General features: G+C 64.6%; 11 protein-coding genes, 2 rRNA genes and 1 pseudogene. 4 read left to right on the top strand and 10 right to left on the bottom strand.

Annotation, left to right across the window (positions count from 1 at the left end):
• Window positions 1-2 precede the first annotated feature (2 nt).
• Window positions 3-1,859: an ABCB family ABC transporter ATP-binding protein/permease gene (locus AC56LK_RS24275; protein ID WP_497187017.1), complete on the bottom strand. Its 1,857-nt coding sequence runs from the start codon at window positions 1,857-1,859 to the stop codon at window positions 3-5.
• Window positions 1,860-1,921: 62 nt separating this feature from the next.
• Here AC56LK_RS24275 and AC56LK_RS24270 point away from each other — a divergent pair, with 62 nt between their 5' ends.
• Window positions 1,922-2,362 (top strand): acyl-CoA thioesterase, encoded by a 441-nt coding sequence (locus AC56LK_RS24270; protein ID WP_436103922.1) that lies wholly within the window; start codon window positions 1,922-1,924, stop codon window positions 2,360-2,362.
• A gap of 34 nt (window positions 2,363-2,396) precedes the next feature.
• Here the strand turns inward: AC56LK_RS24270 and AC56LK_RS24265 are convergent, their stop codons facing one another.
• From AC56LK_RS24265 to AC56LK_RS24250, 4 genes are all read right to left on the bottom strand, one after another.
• A complete protein-coding gene (locus AC56LK_RS24265; protein ID WP_497187016.1) occupies window positions 2,397-4,079 on the bottom strand; it encodes a long-chain-fatty-acid--CoA ligase in 1,683 nt (560 codons plus the stop codon).
• Window positions 4,080-4,185: 106 nt separating this feature from the next.
• Window positions 4,186-5,874 (bottom strand): long-chain-fatty-acid--CoA ligase, encoded by a 1,689-nt coding sequence (locus AC56LK_RS24260; protein ID WP_497187015.1) that lies wholly within the window; start codon window positions 5,872-5,874, stop codon window positions 4,186-4,188.
• 155 nt (window positions 5,875-6,029) lie between these two features.
• Entirely contained in the window at window positions 6,030-7,118 is a 1,089-nt protein-coding gene (locus AC56LK_RS24255; RefSeq protein WP_497187035.1) for an aminopeptidase, read from the bottom strand.
• Window positions 7,119-7,143: 25 nt separating this feature from the next.
• Window positions 7,144-9,246 carry a molybdopterin-containing oxidoreductase family protein gene (locus AC56LK_RS24250; RefSeq protein WP_497187014.1) on the bottom strand — a complete coding sequence of 701 codons (2,103 nt, stop codon included), beginning with the start codon at window positions 9,244-9,246 and terminating at the stop codon, window positions 7,144-7,146.
• Between the two features lie 148 nt (window positions 9,247-9,394).
• Here AC56LK_RS24250 and AC56LK_RS24245 point away from each other — a divergent pair, with 148 nt between their 5' ends.
• Window positions 9,395-10,588 (top strand): M20 aminoacylase family protein, encoded by a 1,194-nt coding sequence (locus AC56LK_RS24245; protein ID WP_497187013.1) that lies wholly within the window; start codon window positions 9,395-9,397, stop codon window positions 10,586-10,588.
• A 1-nt stretch (window position 10,589) separates the two neighbouring features.
• Here the strand turns inward: AC56LK_RS24245 and AC56LK_RS24240 are convergent, their stop codons facing one another.
• Together AC56LK_RS24240 and AC56LK_RS24235 are read right to left on the bottom strand one after the other, a co-directional pair.
• Window positions 10,590-11,483, bottom strand: coding sequence for an NAD(P)-dependent oxidoreductase (locus tag AC56LK_RS24240; protein ID WP_497187012.1), 894 nt, complete (start codon window positions 11,481-11,483; stop codon window positions 10,590-10,592).
• Entirely contained in the window at window positions 11,483-12,181 is a 699-nt protein-coding gene (locus AC56LK_RS24235) for a suppressor of fused domain protein (RefSeq protein WP_497187011.1), read from the bottom strand. The genes AC56LK_RS24240 and AC56LK_RS24235 overlap by 1 nt, the downstream gene beginning before the upstream one ends.
• A gap of 152 nt (window positions 12,182-12,333) precedes the next feature.
• Between AC56LK_RS24235 and AC56LK_RS24230 the strand changes: the two genes are divergently transcribed.
• Both AC56LK_RS24230 and AC56LK_RS24225 read left to right on the top strand, forming a co-directional pair.
• Complete coding sequence (locus tag AC56LK_RS24230) at window positions 12,334-12,891, top strand: acyloxyacyl hydrolase (RefSeq protein WP_497187010.1); 558 nt, start codon at window positions 12,334-12,336, stop codon at window positions 12,889-12,891.
• A 91-nt stretch (window positions 12,892-12,982) separates the two neighbouring features.
• A pseudogene (locus AC56LK_RS24225) lies at window positions 12,983-14,335 on the top strand (DHA2 family efflux MFS transporter permease subunit); the annotation flags it as partial.
• Here the strand turns inward: AC56LK_RS24225 and AC56LK_RS24220 are convergent.
• The 3 genes from AC56LK_RS24220 to AC56LK_RS24210 all read right to left on the bottom strand — a co-directional run.
• Window positions 14,318-14,521 carry a hypothetical protein gene (locus tag AC56LK_RS24220; RefSeq protein ID WP_497187009.1) on the bottom strand — a complete coding sequence of 68 codons (204 nt, stop codon included), beginning with the start codon at window positions 14,519-14,521 and terminating at the stop codon, window positions 14,318-14,320. The pseudogene AC56LK_RS24225 and the gene AC56LK_RS24220 sit on opposite strands and share 18 nt — an antisense overlap.
• A 334-nt stretch (window positions 14,522-14,855) precedes the next feature.
• Window positions 14,856-14,968 (bottom strand): 5S ribosomal RNA (rrf, locus tag AC56LK_RS24215).
• A gap of 132 nt (window positions 14,969-15,100) precedes the next feature.
• Window positions 15,101-15,196: ribosomal RNA gene (locus tag AC56LK_RS24210) — 23S ribosomal RNA — on the bottom strand; the annotation flags it as partial.

The following is a 15,196-nucleotide window of genomic DNA, read 5'->3' as shown; positions in this document are numbered from 1 at the left end:
CCTTACTTCGCAATCTCCAGCGGCGGCGAGGCCAGCTCCTCGTCCGGCCGCGCCAGCTGCCTCTCCCACATCTGCGCATACAGGCCGCGCGCCGCCAGCAGCGACCCGTGCGTTCCCCGCTCCACGATGCGCCCATGATCCAGCACGATGATCTGCTGCGCGTCCGCGATGGTCGACAGCCGGTGCGCGATCACCAAGGTCGTGCGGTCCTTCGCGATCTCTTTCAGCTGGGCCTGGATCGCCTGCTCCGACTTCGAATCCAGCGCCGACGTCGCCTCGTCGAAGATCAGGATCGCCGGATTCTTCAGCAGCGTGCGCGCGATCGCCACGCGCTGCTTTTCGCCGCCCGACAACTTGAGCCCGCGCTCGCCCACCATGGTCTGGTAGCCGTCCGGCAGGCTCTCGATGAAGTCGTGGATCGAGGCTGCCCGCGCCGCCGCCACGATATCCTCGTGCGAAGCGCCCGGCTTGCCGTAGGCGATGTTGTACTCGATCGTGTCGTTGAACAGCACCGTGTCCTGGGGCACGATGCCGATCGCCGCGCGCAGCGAGGTTTGCGTGATGTTGCGCAGGTCCTGCCCGTCGATGCGGATCGCACCGCCGTTCACGTCGTAGAAGCGGAACAGCAGGCGCGACAGGGTCGACTTGCCCGAGCCGCTATGCCCCACCACCGCGGTCGTGGTGCCGGCCGGGATCGTAAAGTCGACGTCGAACAGGATCTGGCGCTTGCTTTCATAGCTGAATTCGACGTGCGAAAACTCGACCTGGGCGCCATCGGTCAGCAGGGGCTGGGCGCCCGCGGAGTCGGCCACTTCGCGGTTCTGGTCGAGCAGCGAGAACAGGCGCTCCATGTCGGCCAGGCTCTGCTTGATCTCGCGGTAGATCACGCCAAGGAAGTTCAGCGGGATGTACAGCTGGATCATGAAGGAATTGACCAGCACCAGGTCGCCCAGGGTCATGGTCCCGGCGATCACGCCTTCGGTGGCGCGCCACAGAATCAGCGTCACGGCGGTGGCGATGATCAGGGACTGGCCCGTATTCAGGAAGGACAACGATGTCTGCGAACGCACGGCGGCATTCTCGTAGCTCTGCAGGCCCTGGTCGTAGCGCCTGGCCTCGTATTCCTCGTTGCCGAAGTATTTCACGGTCTCGTAGTTGAGCAGCGAGTCGATCGCCTTGGTATTCGCCTTGGAATCCAGGTCGTTCATCGTGCGGCGGAAGTGGGTGCGCCACTCGGTCACGATCACGGTGAAGGCAATGTAGCTCGCCAGCGCCACCGCGGTGATCGCACTGAACCAGATGTCGTAGTTCAGCACCAGGTAGCCGAGCACCAGCGTGATCTCCACCAGGGTCGGCAGCACGTTGAACAGCGAATACGAGATCAGGGAATTCACGCCGCGGGTGCCGCGCTCGATATCGCGCGTCATGCCACCGGTCTGGCGGTTCAGGTGGAAGCGCAGCGACAGCGCGTGCAGGTGGCGGAATACCTTCAGCGCGATCGTCCTCACCGCGCGCTGGGTCACGCGCGCGAACAGGAATTCGCGCAGCTCGGTGAACACCGTGGTGGACAGGCGCAGCAGGCCGTAGGCGACCAGGGCGCCGAGCGGCAGCACCAGCAGGGCTTTCGGATTGGCCGGGTCGATCGCGAGCTGGTCGATGAGCTGCTTGAGCACCAGCGGCACGCCGACGTTGGCCATCTTGGCGCCGATCAGCGCGGCGAGCGCGGCCATTACCCGCCACTTGTACACCCACAGATAGGGGAACAGGGTGCGCAGGGTGGCCCAGTCATTGCGCGGCACACCTTTCGAATCGGGTGGCAGGGGGGCGGATGAGGCCGAGGTTGCTGAATTACGGCGCATGGCAGGGTAAGGGGATTTATGGTTCAATTCGGGACGATTGTAGCTTTTACCGAGAAAACAAGATGACCACGCCACAAAATGCCGCCCCCACCTCTTCAACCCGCCTGCCGCAAGGCAAGATGCCCGAACTGCGCGTGATGCCGGCGCCGTCCGATGCGAACGTGTACGGGGACGTGTTCGGCGGCTGGATCATGGCCCAGGTCGACGTCGCCGGTTCGCTGCCGGCCACCCGCCGCGCGAACGGACGCGTGGCGACCATCGCCGTGAACTCCTTCCTGTTCAAGCAGCCGGTGTTCGTGGGCGACCTGCTGTCCTTCTATGCCGAGATCGTCAAGGTCGGCAATACCTCGATCACCGTGTGCGTCGAAGTCTATGCCGAGCGCAACCGCCTGCAGGCGGATGTCGTGAAGGTGACCGAAGCCCAGCTGACCTATGTCGCCACCGGCCCGGACCGCAAGCCGCGCCAGCTGCCGCCGCTCGATTCGCTGATTTCTCACCAATAAGGAAAAAGCCGGCTGCGCCGGCTTCGGTGTCAGCTCAGGCCGACGTCTTTTCATCGCGCAGTTCGCGCCGCAGGATCTTGCCCACGTTCGTCTTCGGCAAGGCCTCGCGGAACTCGACGTATTTCGGCCGCTTGTAGCCCGTGAACTGCTCCTTGCAGTAGGCGATCACCGCATCGCTGCTCAGGGAAGGATCTTTTTTCACGATGTACAGCTTCACCGCCTCGCCCGAGTTCTTGTCCGGCACGCCGACGCAAGCCACTTCCAGCACGCCCGGCATCGCGGCGACCACGCCTTCGATCTCGTTCGGATAGACGTTGAAGCCCGACACCAGGATCATGTCCTTCTTGCGGTCCACGATGCGGGTGTAGCCCTGCTCGTTCATGATGCCGACGTCGCCGGTCTTGAAGAAGCCGTCCGCCGTCATGACCTTGGCGGTTTCGTCGTCGCGCTGCCAGTAGCCGGCCATCACCTGCGGGCCGCGCACGGCGATCTCGCCGGCGGTGCCGAACGGAACTTCGTTGTCGGCTTCGTCCAGGATGCGGATCTCGGTCGAGGGCAGCGGCAGGCCGATGGTGCCGGTGAAGTCGGTGATGTCGCAGCGGTTCGCGGCGACCACCGGCGAGGTCTCGGACAGGCCGTAGCCTTCGACGATCGGCGTGCCGGTGATTTGCAGCCACTTGTCCGCCACCGCCTTCTGCACCGCCATGCCGCCGCCCGGGCACACCAGCATGCCCGAGAAGTCGAGCTTGGCAAATTCGGCGTTGTTCACCAGGCCGTTATACAGGGTGTTCACGGCCGGGAAGATGTTGATGCGGTAGTTGGCCAGCTCCTTGATGAAGCCCGGAATGTCGCGCGGGTTCGGGATCAGCAGGTTCATGCCGCCCACGCGCAGGCCCAGCAGCGCGCACACGGTCAGGGCATAGATGTGGTACAGCGGCAGCGCACACACGAACTGGGCCTGCTCGCCGGCCTTGATCTTGCTGAGGGTCGGGGCGAACCAGGCCTCGTTCTGCAGTACGTTGGCGATCACGTGCTTGTGCAGCAGCACCGCGCCTTTCGAGACGCCGGTGGTGCCGCCGGTGTACTGCAGGAAGGCGATGTCGTCGTGGCCGATGGCGACCGGGCGCAGGGTGGCGCCGGTAGCGTCCGCCAGCATGCGCTTGAAGCCGATCGAGCCCGGCAGCGACCAGGCCGGCACCATTTTCTTGACCTTACGGACCACCAGGTTGACCAGCATGCCCTTCAGGCCGCCCAGCAGGTCGCCCATGCTGGCGACCACGACGTGCTTGACCTGGGTGTTGCCGATCACCTGCTCGAGCGTGTGGGCGAAGTTCTCCAGCACCACGATGGCTTCGGCGCCGGAATCGGTCAGCTGGTGCTGCAGCTCGCGCGGGGTATAGAGCGGATTGACGTTGACGATCACGTAGCCGGCGCGCAGCACGGCGGCCATCGCCACCGGGTACTGCAGCACGTTCGGCAGCATGATGGCCACGCGTGCGCCGGGCTTGAGGCCGCGGCCCTGCAGCCAGGCCGCCATGCGGCCGGACAGGCGGTCCAGTTCGGCGAACGTCAGGGTCTTGCCCATACACGCGTAGGCATTGCGGTCGGCGTACTTGCGGAACGCCTCCTCCAGCAGATGCGTCAGGGAGCGGTACTGCGTCGGATCGATCTCCGCAGGTACGCCTTCCTCATACGACTTGAGCCAAAACTTGTCCATCCGTGCCCTACCTTCCGTGTCAATGCTGTCCAATAAAACGCGAGGCCGCCCGCATGCGGGCGGCCTCGTACTGGCCGGCCTGGTTGCGCCGGCCTTCTTGCTGCGATCAGGCGTGTTCCGCCTGCGCCTGCTTCTCGTCCCTCAATGCGCGCCGCAGGATCTTGCCGACGTTGGTCTTCGGCAGTTCGTCGCGGAACTCGATGTACTTCGGTTTCTTGTAGCCGGTGAACTGCTGCTTGCAGTAGTCCATCAGCTGTTCGGCGGTCAGGTTCGGGTCCTTGCGCACCACGAACACCTTCACCGCTTCGCCGGAATGCTCGTCCGGCACGCCGATCACGGCGCATTCCAGCACGCCCGGATGGCCGGCGATCACGCCTTCCAGCTCGTTCGGGTAGACGTTGAAGCCCGAGACCAGGATCATGTCCTTCTTGCGGTCGACGATCTTCACGTAGCCGTTCTCGTCCATGACGCCGACGTCGCCCGACTTGAAGAAGCCGTCCGGCGTCATGACCTTGGCCGTTTCGTCCGGGCGGTTCCAGTAGCCCGCCATCACCTGCGGACCGCGGATCGCGATCTCGCCGATCTGGCCGAGCGCCATCGGCTTGCCTTCGTCATCCAGGATCGCGATGTCGGTGGACGGGATCGGCAGGCCGATGGTGCCGGTGAATTCCTTCACGTCGGCGCGGTTGCAGGTGGCCACCGGCGCGGTCTCCGACAGGCCGTAGCCTTCGATGATCGCGGTGCCGGTGACCTGCTTCCACTTGTCGTTGACGGCCTTCTGCACCGCCATGCCGCCGCCGTTCGATACCTTCAGGCCGGAGAAATCCACGGTCCCGATGTCCGGGTGGTTCACCAGCGCGTTGTACAGCGTGTTCACCGCCGGCAGCATGTTGATCTTGTACTTGCCCAGCTCCTTGATGAAGCCCGGGATGTCGCGCGGGTTCACGATCAGGATGTTCAGGGCGCCGGTGCGCATGCCCCACATCGCGCAGGCCGTCAGCGCGAAGATGTGGTACAGCGGCAGCGCGCACACGATCACGGTCTGCTCGCTCGATGCTCCCATCGCCGGCGCCGACCAGGCTTCGGTCTGCAGCACGTTGGCGATCACGTTGCGGTGCGTGAGCGTGGCGCCCTTCGACACGCCGGTGGTGCCGCCGGTGTACTGCAGGAAGGCAACGTCCGAGGACTTCAGCTCGACCTTCGTGAACGGCATCTTCGCGCCCTGCGACAGCGTGTCCTTGAAGCGCACCATGTTCGGCAGCGAGAACTCAGGAACCATCTTCTTGACGTTGCGGACCACGAAGTTGACCAGCATGCCCTTGGCGCCGCCCAGCATCTCGCCCATGCTCGCCACCACCACGTGCTTGAGCGGCGTCTTGCCCATCACCTGCTGCACCGTGTGCGCGAAGTTCTCGAGCACGATGATCGCTTCGCTGCCCGAGTCCTTGATCTGGTGCTCGAGCTCGCGCGGCGTGTACAGCGGGTTGACGTTGACCACGGTGTAGCCGGCGCGCAGCACGGCCGCGATCGCGATCGGGTATTGCAGCACGTTCGGCATCATGATCGCCACGCGCGCGCCACGCTCCATGCCGCGGCTCTGCAGCCAGGCCGCCAGCTTCTTCGAGTAGGCATCCAGCTCGCCGTAGGTCAGGAACTTGTCCATGCAGACGTAGGCGTTGCGGTCGGCGTACTTGCTGAAGGACTCGTCCAGCATGTGCACGAGCGAGCTGTACTGGTCCGGATTGATTTCAGCAGGAACGTTCGGGGGGTAGGCCTTCAACCAGATCTTGTCCATCGGATGCCCTCTTGTCTCGAAAATAGTTATCGTTGTGGTCCGAGCAGGCGCGCGCGAAGCTTGCGCCTTTGCTATCGCCTCTCTGTGATGCTATCGGGCAGCGCCAATGCGCGCAAGTTCTTTTAAGTCGATTGGAACGTGTCCTCTACACTGCCTTATTTGCTATAACCGCTGGCAGCACCCATGCTGCGCTGCACCACGAGCGGCGCGGTCGGGGCCGGCGCCGCCAGCCTGGACAGCACCCGGTGGCGCTCGGCCTTGTCGAGCTTGGCGAGCTGGTTGACCGACTTGTAGAAGGCGGGCCAGGAGCGCTCCTTGCGCAGCAGGGCGCGGAAGGCCGGGATGAAATCGTTGTAGGTGGCGATCGAGGCCAGGTGGGCGTTCGACAGCGGCTCGGCGAAGAAGCGGTCGTAGCCGGCGTAGCCGCCCCAGTTCGCCTTGAGCACCTGGTAGTCGTCCTTCAGCGCGATGAACAGGCGGGCCTTGTTGGCGCGCTTCTCATCCTGGCTCATGGCGCTGGCATAGGTCTTCTCCAGCTCGCCGCGGTAGCGCACCAGCAGCGCCATGAAATCCTTCTTGCGCATGGTGTAGCGCTGGAAGGCCTCGCGCATGCCGTCGTTGCCGAAGCGCTCCAGCCAGCCCTCGACACCGGCCTGCTCCACCGCGCTGGCGAAGGATTCGTTGAACTTCGAATCGCCCTGCACGTAGACCACCTGGTGCGCCAACTCGTGGATGATCAGGCGCGCCAGCTCGGCATCCGGATAGTGGATGAAGGTCGAGATCAGGGGATCGCTGAACCAGCCCAGGGTCGAATAGGCGCTCACGCCGCCCACCTCGACGTCGTGGCCCTGCTTGCGTAGTTCCTGCGCGTAGGCCTGGGCTTCCTGCTTGCTGTAATAGCCGCGGTAGTTCACGCAGCCGGCCACCGGGAAGCACCACTGCATGGGCTTCAGCGACAGCTCGGGCGTGGCGACCACGTTCCACAGCACGTAGGGACGCTTGATGTTGGTGAAGTTGGTATAGCTGCCGTTGTCGGGCAGCTTGAGTTCCTGGATCGCGTAGCGGCGGATCTGGCGCGCCGCCTCGAGGCGGTGGCGCAGCTTGACGTTGGTGGCGGGGTCGGCCAGCCAGTCATCGATGGGACGGGAATCCGTCAGCAGTTCGAGCTGGCCTTGTGCGGCCTGGGAGTAGTAGGAGAGGGATGAGCAGCTTGACAACATCAGGGCCGCGGCTGCGGCGGCCATCATTGGCCGGAAGGCCTGGGAAAATCTAGAGGGTTTCATCTCGCGTTGGAGGCGCAGATTTTTCAACCTGCACCAGGGTGTCGTAGAAAGTAGGCGCCCTGCCCATGTCGGTCAAACGCTGGCTGGTTACTTCGTTGGCATTCTTGCCGTCGCTGGCGAGTTTCTTCCACCAGATCGACAAGCCCACCACCAGCCCTTCGCGCGCCTTGTCGGTGACGCGTGCACGGGCGACGAACGAGCCGCGGTCGTTATAAATACGCGCCATGTCGCCGTGATGGATGCCGCGTCGTGCGGCGTCGTTCGGGTGCATGTCGAGGTGCGGCTCGCCCTCAGTTGCGCGTAGGCTCTGTACATTGACAAAGCTTGAGTTGAGGAAGTTCCTTGCCGGAGGCGAGATCATCGCCAGCGGGTACTTGCTTGCCAGCTCAGGATTGGAGGCGGCCGATTCATACGGCGGGATATAGGCCGGGACCGGGTCGAGCCCGTCGCGCGCCATGCTGCTCGAATAGAATTCGCACTTGCCCGACGGGGTCGGGAAGCCGCCTTCGGCGAACGGCGCCTCGGGCATGTTGAGTTTCTGCCAGCCCTTCTGCTTGAGCGACTCCCAGTCGAAGTGCACTGCGCGCTCGTGGCGCTTGTCGAAGGCCTGGGCGGCCAGCTCGTCGTCGGTCTCCCTGAAGCAGGGATCGTCGAAGCCCATGCGCGCGGCCAGCAGGCGGAAGAACTCGGTGTTCGGCTTCGCTTCGCCGACCGGTGCGATGGCGGCATTGTTCGCCATCATGTACAGGTGGCCATAGGCCAGGTGGGCATCGACGTGCTCGAGCTGGGTGGTGGCCGGCAGCAGGATGTCGGCGTAGTCGGCGCTGTCGGTCTGGAAGTGTTCCAGCACCACGGTGAACAGGTCTTCGCGCTCGAAGCCCTGCTGCACCTTGGCCGAATCCGGGGCGATGGCCAGCGGGTTGGCGTTGTAGACGATGACGGCTTCGATCTTCGGGCCGAACGCGGGCGAGGCATCCTTGAGCAGGTCGTCGCCGATGGTGGTCATGTTGATGGTGCGCGGCATGCGGCCGTCCAGCAGATCGGGACGCTGCAGGGCCGGACGGTTGGCCGGGAAGGAGCCCGAGGTCGACAGCTGCACGCCGCCGGCCTTGTGGCGCCAGGCGCCCACCAGGGCCGGCAGGCAGGCGATATTGCGCACCGCCATGCCGCCGCCGCGCACGCGCTGCAGGCCGTAGTTCATGCGGATCGCCGTGCCCTCGCCGCTGCGTGCGCTCTGGCCGTACGCGCGCGCCAGGTCGACCACTTCCTGCGCCGTGATGCCGCAGGTCTCGGCGGTGCGTTCCGGCGTCCATTCGAGGGCGCGCGCCTTGAGTTCGTCGTAGCCGAGGGTGTACTTCTGGACGTAATCGTGGTCGATCAGGTCTTCCTGGATGAGGACATGCATCATGCCCAGCGCAAGGGCGGCATCCGTGCCCGGCAGCAGGGCGATGTGCTGGTGGCACTTCTCGGCCGTCAGCGAGCGGTAGGGATCGATCGCAATCAATGTGGCGCCGCGGCGCTTGGCTTCCTGGACCCGCATCCAGAAGTGCAGGTTGGAGGCGATCGGGTTGCCGCCCCAGATCAGGATCAGCTTGGCGTCCTGGAACTGTTCGATGTCGGTGCCGATCGAGCCGCCGATGCTGTACTTGTAGCCGGTCGCGCCGGCCGTGGCGCAGATGGTACGGTCGAGCAGCGAGGCGCCGAGCTTGTTGAAGAAGCGCAGCGACATCGAATCGCCCTGTACCAGCCCCATGGTGCCGGCATAGCTGTACGGCAGGATGGCCTGGGGGTCGCGCGCTGCGATCTCGCCCAGGCGTTCGGCGATCTCGTCGATCGCCTCGCTCCAGCTGATGCGTTCGAATTTTCCTTCACCCTTGCGGCCCACGCGGCGCATCGGGTACAGCACGCGGTCCGGGTGGTAGGTGCGCTCGACGTAGCGCGACACCTTGGTGCACAGCACGCCCGCCGTGGTCGGATGCTCCGGATCGCCCTTCACTTCGACGGCCACGCCATTGTCGACGGTGACGAGGATGGCGCAGGTATCGGGGCAATCGTGGGGGCAGGCGGCGCGGACTTGTGTGACTGGCATGGGCGGGGGAAGGGGCTGGAATGCTTCGTTAAACCAATACTGTAAACGATTCCGGCATGGTCCGTACCCCCTCTTTCACCGACTGTTTGAGGCAGGCTACAATGGTTCAAGACATGCAATGCAAGCATGACAAAAAACGGAGAGACAAATGAAACTCGTGGAACCACTCCTTGCCTTTCAGCCCGAGCTGCAGGAGATACGGCGCGACCTGCATGCGCATCCGGAGCTGTGCTACGAAGAGCAGCGCACCGCCGACGTGGTGGCGGCGCGGCTGACCGAATGGGGCATCCCGATCGTGCGCGGCCTGGGCGTGACCGGCGTGGTCGGCATCATCAAGAACGGCAGCTCGCACCGTGCGATCGGCCTGCGCGCCGACATGGACGCCCTGCCGATGCAGGAGACGAACGCTTTTGCCCATACCTCGCGCCACCCGGGCAAGATGCATGCGTGCGGCCATGACGGCCATACGGCCATGCTGCTCGGTGCGGCGCACCACCTTTCCAAGCACCGAAATTTCGACGGCACCGTCTACCTGATCTTCCAGCCGGCCGAAGAAGGCGGCGGCGGCGCGCGCCGCATGATGGACGACGGCCTGTTCGAGCAGTTCCCGATGGAGGCCGTGTACGGCATGCACAACTGGCCGGGCATCCCGGAGGGGAACTTCGGCGTCGTGACGGGACCGATGATGGCTTCCAGTAACGAGTTCCGCGTGACCGTGCGCGGCAAGGGCTGTCACGCGGCGCAGCCGCACCGCGGCATCGATCCGGTGATGGTGGCGGTGCAGATCGCCCAGGCCTGGCAGACCATCGTCTCGCGCGAAAAGAACCCCCTGGAGTCGGCGGTGCTGTCGATCACCCAGATCCACGCGGGCAGCGCCACCAACGTGATCCCCGACGAAGCCGAGCTGGTCGGCACCGTGCGCACCTTCTCGACCGGCGTGCTGGACCTGATCCAGCGCCGCATGGAAGAGATGGCTTCGGGTGTGGCATCCGCCTTCAACGCCTCGGTCGACTTCAGTTTCAAGCGCAACTACCCGCCGCTGATCAACCATCCGGAGCAGACGGCCTTCGCGGTCGAGGCGATGCGGGCGGTGGTGGGGGCGGAGCGCGTGGATACCAATGTCGAGCCGACCATGGGGGCGGAAGACTTTGCCTTCATGCTGCAGGAGAAGCCGGGCTGCTATGTGTTCATCGGCAATGGCGAAGGGGCGCACCGCGCGGGCGGGCATGGGCTGGGGCCGTGCCAGCTGCATAACACGAGTTATGACTTCAATGACAATCTGCTGCCGATCGGGGGGAGTTTCTGGGTGCGGCTGGTGGAGATGAGTCTGCCGAAAGCCTGATCTACGGGAGCTGGTCCGCCGCGTCGCCCAGCCTGAAGCCGGGATTCATCTGTTCCAGCGCCAGTAGCGCCGCCGCATGATCCGCCGCCGGCAGCACGGACTCGATCGTCTCGTACCGCCGCATCACCAGCTCCGTCAGCGGCAGCGTCAATCCGGCCGCCCCTGCCGCCGCCAGTACATTCCTTAGATCCTTCAGCTGGCTCTTCACCTGCCCGCCCGGAATAAAATTCCGCTCCAGCATGCGCTGTCCGTGCACCTCGAGGATGCGGCTGCCCGCGAAGCCGCCGCGGATCGCTTCGCGCACCGCCGCCGGATCGGCGCCCGCCGCCTGCGCCAGCAACAGCGCCTCGGCCACCACGTTCAGGGTCGCGCCGACGATCAGCTGGTTGCACAGCTTGGCCACCTGGCCGCTGCCCACCGGACCGACGCGCTGGGGCCGGCCCATCGCCTCGAAAACTTTTACCACCTGGTCAACATCCGCGACCTCGCCGCCCGCCATGATGGCCAGCGTTCCCGCTTCGGCGCCGCCGACGCCGCCCGATACCGGCGCATCCATGAAGCGGCAGCCATGTGCGCTCAGCGTGGCATGGAAGGCAAGCGCTTCATCCTGCCGCGTCGAGCTCATGTCGATCCACAGCGTGCCCGGATCGAGCGCGGGCAAGGCAGCGGCGATCACTTCGCCCACCACCGGCCCCGCTTCAAGCATGGAGATCACCACCTGCGCTCCGCGCACCGCCTGCGCCAGCTCCGCCACCGGCTCGGCACCGCTGCCGCGCAGGGCCTCGGCCTTGGCGAAGCTGCGGTTCCAGGCGCGCAACGGGAAACCGGCCTGGGCGAGGCGGCCGGCCATCGGCCTTCCCATCAGGCCGATGCCGAGGAAGGCGATGGTCGTCATCAGAACAGCCCGAGGAACTTCTTGACCGTGTTCTTGCGGCCGGGGACGACCAGGTCGGTGACGCCCTTGTCGTTGAAGCCGTCGAGCAGCGCCGGGAAACCCTTGCGCTTCACGAGGTTCAGCTCGGCGTCGTAGAGCGGCACGACGCAGTGGAAGTAAATGTCCTTGCCGTCGCGTTCGAGCGAGGCGAAGGCATTCGGCGCCGAAGCCGGGGGCAGCAGGATGGCGCCGGTGAACTCGATACCTTTCGCATACGGCTTGGCCGGATGGCCATTCGGAACCGTGTGGCCGAGGCCGAGCCAGGTCGCGTGCTGGTGCGGATAGTGGGCCAGGTGGCGCAGCAGGGCCACCGGCCAATACCAGCGCTCGTCCCGCACCGATTTCTCGTCCAGCTTCCACTCCGCAGGCAGGGCCATCATCAGTTCGGCGAAGGGCGGCGCGCCTTCCGGCACGGTCATCGGGCGGCTGCTCATGCCCGAGGTCACCAGGCGCAGGAAGGGTGTGCGCTCGTTGGCCGGCACCACGTGGATGTCGACCTGCACCGGGTCGGCAATGGTGTCGTGGAATACGGTGTCGATCCGGCCCAGATGGGTGGCAATATGATCCGCCACAGGGTCGTGCGGCAGGACGGTGGGCGCGACTTGCTGCTGGGTCGGCGCCGCGAGCGGATACAGGGGAGTGCTGGTCGGTTCGGTCATGCGGGAATAGAGAAAAGAGTGAGCGTTCTGCGGGGTGTCTATGATACCTTCGCGGCAGCACAAGGTGGCGGCCAGCGCCGATTTGTTCTCGCTAGTACAATAATGCGTTGCACAATATTGTTGCACTGCTAAGAAAGAAGACTATGCCTCACGTGAAAAAAATTGCCGGCATCGCTGTCGCGCTCGCGGCTGCTTCGTTCGTCCAGGCCGCCCAGGCCCAGAACCAGCCGCTTGGCGGCTGGGCAGACTCTGCATCCGTCGAGTTCGGCACGAATCCGGAACAACGCATGCTGCGCCTCGCCGTGCAGAACGACTGGGAGCAGCGCTGGTTCGCCCGCAATGGCTACCACCTGTCGGGCTACTGGGAAACCAACCTGGCCCTGTGGCGCCTGAACGCCTACCAGAACGTGCCGGGCCGCAAGAAGAACATCGCCGTGATCGGCTTTACCCCCGTATTCCGCTACCAGAGCGACAGCAAGCTCGGCCTGTACGGCGAGATCGGCATCGGCGTCAACCTGTTCTCCACGCTCTACAAGAACGAGGACAAGGAATTGGCCACCGCCTTCCAGTTCGGCGACCACGTCGGCGTGGGCTACACCACCGGCAAGTGGGACTTCGGCCTGAAGTTCCAGCACTACTCGAACGCCAGCATCAAGCGCCCGAACGCCGGCGCCAACTGGCTCATCGCCAAGGCGGCTTACCGCTTCTGAGTATCGCCCAGCCGGGCGTGGCCCGGCGGCGATCCATGGCACAATCGGGCCGAGGCGGGCCGCCCCGGCCTGCCGGTAACACGAGGCCCGATTGACCGATCCCAGCATCATCAAGCGCTACCTGCCCTGGCTCGTCGCGACTGCCCTGTTCATGGAGCAGCTCGACGCCACGATCGTCAACACCGCCATCCCCAGCATCGCCGCCAGCCTGCAGGTCACGCCGCTGAGCCTGAAATCGGTGGTGACCAGCTACATCCTCGGCCTGGCCGTGGGCATCCCGCTCAGCGGCTGGATGGCGGACCGCTTCGGCACCCGGCGCGTGTTCTTCACGGCCATCTCGATCTTCACCATCGCATCGGTCCTGTGCGGCCTGTCCGTGAACGCGCACATGATGACGGCCGCACGCCTGCTGCAGGGCCTGGGCGGCGCGATGATGATGCCGGTCGGCCGCCTGGCCATCGTGCGCACCTTTCCCAAGCATGAATTGCTGGGCGCGATGAACTTCGTGATCATCCCGGCGCTGATCGGGCCGCTGCTGGGACCGACGGTCGGCGGGCTGATCGTGCACTGGACCTCGTGGCGCGTGATCTTCTTCGTCAACGTGCCGGTCGGCCTGGCGGCGCTCTACCTGGTCTGGAAGCACATGCCCGATTACCAGGGGCAGGAACGGCGCCCGCTCGACGTCATTGGCCTGGTGCTGTTCAGCAGCGGCACCGCCATCCTGTCCTGGCTGCTGGAAGTGTTTGGCGAGCACAGGCTGGATGCGGCGACGGCCGCGCTGATGCTGGCGCTGTCCCTCGGCCTGCTGGCGACCTATGCCTGGCACGCCCTGCGCATCAAGCATCCCTTGCTGCGGCTCACCCTGTTCAAGGTGCGCACCTTCCGCATTTCGGTGGCGGGAGGCTTCCTGACCCGGCTGGGCGTGGGCGCCCTGCCCTTCCTGCTGCCGCTGCTGTACCAGCTCGGCCTCGGCCTGCCGGCCTGGCAGTCGGGCCTCCTGATGATGCCGGCCGCCGCTGCCGCCATGGGCATGAAGATGTTTGCGCCCCGGCTGCTGGCGCGCTTCGGCTACCGGCAGGTGCTGACCGTGAATACGGTGTTCATCGGGCTGACGATCTCCCTGTTCACTCTGGTCAGCCCCGGCACGCCCTTCTACGTCATCGTCGCGATCAGCCTGGCGCAGGGTTTCTTCAACTCGCTGCAATTCTCGAGCATGAACACGCTGGCCTATGCCGACATCGAGCCGCAGGATTCGAGCATGGCGAGCACGATGTCGAGCTCCTTCCAGCAGTTGTCGATGAGCTTCGGCCTGGCCGCGGGCTCGATCGTCACCGCCTGGTTCCTGGGGCCGGTGGCGCAGGACAACCGGGTGCTGGTATCGCAGGCGCTGCACCATGGTTTCGCGACGCTGGCGGTGCTGACCCTGCTATCCTCGGCCGTGTTCTGACGCCTGCGCCGCAACGACGGCGACAGCATCAGCCGCGGCCAGGTCAAGGCCAAGGAAGTGGAACCGGTCGCCAGCGACGGGGTCTGAACGCTCAGTGACGACCGCGGCCGCGGCCGCGATCCCAGCCACCGCCGCGATGATGTCCCCGGCCATCGCGCCAGCCGTGGCCACGGTGGTGGTCATAGCGGGAACCGCCGTAATAGCCGAGTCCCAGGTTCAATTCGACCGGGGGTCCGACATAGCTGGAGTAGCCGCCCGAACCATAGTAGGGATCGTAGCCCGCGTAGGGCGGCCCGTAGACCGCACATCCGCCGAGTCCCGCAGCCAGCAGGAGTCCGACCGCACATCGTTTTACCAGTCCTACGCTTTGAGCAATCATCTGATCCCCCTGCCGGTGAGTGTCAGTTCAGTCTAGGCTCGGGCAAGGCGATTTCAACGAACGTTACGTTTGCTAACCTTGAACGTACAAAGCAAAAAACCCCACCAGGATCACCTGGTGGGGTTCTTCTTATAACTAGCCTGACGATAACCTACTTTCACACTGGTTGCAGCACTATCATCGGCGCAAAGTCGTTTCACGGTCCTGTTCGGGATGGGAAGGGGTGGGACCGACTTGCTATGGTCATCAGGCTTTGACTTGTCTGGATGTCTCTTGCGAGCCATCCACAATCGGGAAGAAGTAAGTTTCTTTTTATTCTTGGGTAGCAGTATCAACAAACTGCAGCTGTATTCTTGACTTGATCTATAGCCTACCAAGGTTATAGGGACAAGCCGTACGGGCAATTAGTACTGGTTAGCTTAATGCATTACTGCACTTCCACACCCAGCCTATCAACGTCCTGGTCTCGAACGACCCTT

The organism is Telluria sp. ZB4P36 (genome assembly GCF_059685865.1).
This window is presented reverse-complemented; position numbering and strand designations above follow the sequence as displayed.